A 311-nucleotide genomic window follows, 5' to 3' on the forward strand; every position below is an offset into this window, starting at 1 on the left:
GGTAATCTTTCGCCTTTGTCAAAGCTTGATTGGTCGCGCCTGCGAGGTAGGGCTGCTGATTGGCTCCGCTTACTTTGGGAAACTTGGCGAGTTGCTCGTCCAGCTTTTGCTCGATCAATTGCTTATTTGTCCCAAGTTTCTTGAAGAGAAAATCTGTAACGTTTTCGTCTTCAGCGAAAATCCCCTTCAGCAAATGGGCAGTCTCGATATTTGGCTGACCTGCACTCGTCGCAAGCTCGGCAGCCTTTTGTATCGCTTCCTGAGATTTGATGGTAAATTGCTTGAAATCCATAGTGGTTGATAGTGGTTAG

At 46.9% G+C, this 311-nt stretch carries 1 protein-coding gene; it reads right to left on the reverse strand.

The window, feature by feature from the left end; translation table 11 throughout:
- Positions 1–292: Clp protease N-terminal domain-containing protein (locus tag ACNKXV_RS14010; RefSeq protein ID WP_417908333.1), on the reverse strand; the 292-nt coding region annotated here is incomplete at its 3' end.
- Positions 293–311: the final 19 nt, after the last annotated feature.

It is taken from the genome of Christiangramia aquimixticola (assembly GCF_048285835.1).
Taxonomy (GTDB): Bacteria; Bacteroidota; Bacteroidia; order Flavobacteriales; family Flavobacteriaceae; genus Christiangramia; species Christiangramia aquimixticola.